The organism is Rhodoplanes roseus (assembly GCF_003258865.1).
Lineage (GTDB): Bacteria > Pseudomonadota > Alphaproteobacteria > Rhizobiales > Xanthobacteraceae > Rhodoplanes > Rhodoplanes roseus.
Genome location: NZ_NPEX01000420.1, coordinates 1 through 3699, shown reverse-complemented (window position 1 = coordinate 3699; position 3699 = coordinate 1). Strand labels below are relative to the sequence as shown.

The following is a 3699-nucleotide window of genomic DNA, read 5'->3' as shown; positions in this document are numbered from 1 at the left end:
CCGTCGACCGACGCCGGGGCGACCGCGGGCGCGGATGCTGGAGCGGGCGGGGCGGCGGCGATGCGGGCGCGGTCGACCAGCGAGCCCATGGCGGGGGCGCGGGCCGGCGCCGCGGCCGTGCCGCGGCGGTCCGGCTCGGACGCATAGGCGAGGGCGAGCTCGAGCGGAACGCGATCGGCGGTGTCGGTGTTGCGCGACCACAGCGAGCCGGTCTGGCTCGGCGTTCGCTCGCGTCCGACCGGCGCCATCGGATCGGCGGACGCGGTGCGGTAGGGCTGCTGGTCGGCCGCGGCGGCGGTCGAGCCGAGATCGGCGGGCGGCCGCGGCGGCGCCTCGCCCAGCACGGCGACCGACGTGCTCTCGGGGGCGCTTTCGGCCACCGGCATGCCGCCGGCGGAGCCGAGCGTCACGGGCGTGCTGCCGGCCGAGGCGAGCGTGAACATTTCGGGCGCGGAGTCGGGCTTCGCGGGCACCGGCTTGACGGCCGCCGTCCGGGCGGCGGCGGGCCGGGCCGTCTCGATCTTGGCCGGCTCGGAACGCGCGACCTGAACCGGGGCGTGCGCTTTCGCGGGCTCGGCCTTCGCCGCTTCGGCCCTGGCCGGCTCCGCCTTGGCGGTCTCGATCTTGGCCGTCTCGATCTTGGCGGTCTCGATGCGCGGCGCGGCGGCGCGGGCCGTCTGGCGCGGCGCGGCGGCCGGCTTCGGCGAGGCGGCGGGAGCCGAGCGAGACGAATCCTCGTCCTCTTCAGGATCCTTGGACCCGCCGAACAACGAGGCGAGCAGGCTCTTGGCCGGCTTCACGGCAGACGTCGTGTCGAGCGCCGCGAAGGACGGCGACGACGAGCCGCGCTTCTGCAGGTCGGCCATGGCGAGCTGATAACCAGGCAGCGGCTTGCCGTTGGACGGCACATGCACGGTGCGGCCGTCCGGGAAGACGCGGGCGAGCTGGTCGTAGGTCATCCGCGGCCAGTGGCGGACGCTCGCCGTGTCGACATGGATGAACTGCGAGCCCGGATAGAAGCCGACGCCGCCGCGCTGCAGCCGCAGCGCCGCCTCGCGCTGCTTCTCCAGCGAGACGCCGCGGACCTTCAGGTCGATCGCCTTGCCGAGCATGTGCTGGCTGTGCTCGGCGACGCCGCCCGAGCGGGCGCGCAGCATCGAGTTGGTCGCCGGCGCGCGGTAGCCGCAGATGATGTCGACATCGGTGGCGCCGACCGCGCGGGTGAGCTCCCACACCGCGTCGATCACGCCGGGATCCATGCGGATCGGCTGATTGCGGCGCCAGTCGCGCAGCACCCAATTGATCTTTTCGAGAGCCTTCTCGTCGTAGCGGCCGTCGCGCTTGTACGTGACGGTGAGATCTTCGCCGGTGTGGGTGTGGTGGAAGGTCAGCGTGCGGGTGTCACCGTTCGCCGCGGCCGTCTGGAGCCCCTCGGAGCCGAGGAAGACCAGGACGGCGGCGAGGCCGATTCGGCGACCGGCACGCAGAACCATGCCGGTCGCCGAGTCGTGGCGGACGCTGCTCACTGCCACGTTCGATCCCCTTCAGACAACGCTCCGACGTCTTCGCGAACGGTGTCCGCGAAGCGCGTCGTCTGACCGCACCCCCGTGCACGGTCGGACGACAGGGCTGTTCTCGTCCTTACGGGATCGGTAACGGCAGCCGAGCTGCTCCCCCCTCTCCCCATCACAAGTCATTCACTAAACCGTGAGTATGGCAAAAAGAAGCCGCCTGTCGCCGCCACGCCACTCCGTCCGAAGATTTTGAGAAGACTAGTATTTTACCGGAGCGCCCGGACCCTTTCGAGCATCCCTTGCAGGCCGCCGGATTCGCGACTCGTCGTGAACGAGAGCTTCCCGGGACGTGGCGCGTTTGATGCTTGTCCGGCGCGTCGCCCGTGCGTCGCCGCAAAAGAAAGCGGCCGGGACTGGCCCGGCCGCTGGTGACGCGTCGATGCGGGACGCCGGCGCGTCCGCGCGAAAAGGATCTCAGCGGAACAGGTCGAACAGCGGAAAACCGCTCGACCGCGGCTGCTCCTGCGGCAGGCGCACCGCCTGGCGGCGCACCGCGCCCGACGACGAGGCCTCGCGGCGCTCGACCGGCGTGTCGGCGATTCGGCGCTCGTCGCCCTTGAGGGCGGCGATCAGGCGCTGGTCGCGGCCGTAGATGTCGGGGCGCACCACCAGCTTGCCGCCGTCGTCGACGAACGCGGTCTGATAGGTGAGATGCACCGGGATCGGGGTCGGGAACTTGATGTCCCGCTCGCCCGAGCCGTACATCGCGCGGATGCGCTCGGCCGTGTAGCGCTCGTTGGGCAGCGTCAGCCCGAGCAGAACCTCGGCGTACTTGTCGGGGTTCTGCACCCGCATGCAGCCGTGGCTGTAGGCGCGCGTGTCGTGCGCGAACAGGTTCTTGTCCGGCGTGTCGTGCTGATAGACCAGGAACTTGTTGGGGAAGTTGAAGCGGATGCGGCCGAGCGCGTTGCCGGCGCCGGGCGGCTGCGAGATGTGCACCGAGCCGTCGCGGTTACGCGACACGGTGAGGCCCATGCGCTGCAGCACGGTCGGATCCTGCTGCAGGGCCGGCAGATACTCGCCGTAGACGATCGACGGCGGCACGTTCCAGGTCGGGTTGACGGTGATGTACTTCATCGTCTCCGAGAGGAGCGGCGTCGCGTGGTTGCCGGGCTTGCCGACGACGACGCGGGTCGTCCAGATCTGCGCGTCGTTGTTGTACACGCGCAGCATGAATTCCGGGATGTTGACGATCACGTGCGACTTGCCGAGATCGTGCGGGATCCAGCGCCAGCGCTCGAGATTGGCCAGGATGATGTCGGCGGTGCGGTCGTTGCGCGGGCCGTTCATCGCGTCGATGGCGGCCGAGTCGAACACGCCGGTCTGCTTGAGGCCCTGCTTCTTCTGGAACGCCTTCACGGCGTCGGCGAGCGGCTTGTCGTAGGCCGTGCCGGTGCCGGCGACGCCGAGCTTCTCACGCAGATCCGGGACCCGGGCGTCGTCCATGCCGAGCTTGAGGGCCGGGCCGTAGCCGATGCGCTTGTGGGCGTCGCCCTTCTGGCCGCGGATCTCGGCGAGCTTCGCCTTGAGGGCCTTGTAGTGGGCGTGCTGCGGCAGGTAGCCGGCCAGCGCCGCGCCGGCGTTCTTGTCCTGGGCGGAGGCGATCTTGCCCAAGACCTCGGCCGCCTCGGGCGCCGTGTTGGTGTAGACCACGTCGCCGTTGATGCGCGACCAGTGGATGCGGCCGACCGCGGCGTGCTTGGCGAAGGCCAGCACGGACTGGTTCAGCTTCAGCTCGTACTCGGCGACATCGTCGGCCGAGGCGTCGGCCTTGAGCTGCGGAACGGCGTAGTCGTCGGCGTCGAGGCCGTCCGCCTCGGCATTGCCGAGCTGGGCGATCACCGCCTTGGCGCGGGCATTGACGGCGCCGTTCTCGGTCCACAGCGGCCCGTAGCTGCGCGCCGCGTAGAAAGTCTCGAGCGAGGCGCGGGTCTTGGCGTCGAAGCGGCGGTCGGTCTTGCGGGCGATCAGCTCGGCGAGCTTCTCGCCGGCCTGCTGATCGACGGTCAGCACCTTGCCGAGCGGCGCCACCGGCACGGTGCCGGTCGCGGTGGGCTCCTGCACCGGCGCGGCCGCGGCCTTGGGGGCGGCGTCGACCGGAGCCGTCGCGGCGGGCGCCGGAGCG

Annotated in this window: 1 protein-coding gene and 1 pseudogene; both read right to left on the bottom strand. The window is 70.9% G+C overall.

Translation table 11 applies throughout. The annotated features are described in order from the left end of the window. The coding region (locus CH341_RS33915; protein ID WP_245431307.1) for a peptidoglycan L,D-endopeptidase MepK at positions 1-1532 on the bottom strand (1532 nt) is incomplete at its 3' end. Between the two features lie 507 nt (positions 1533-2039). Next, positions 2040-3699, bottom strand: a pseudogene (locus CH341_RS29385) (L,D-transpeptidase family protein); the annotation flags it as partial.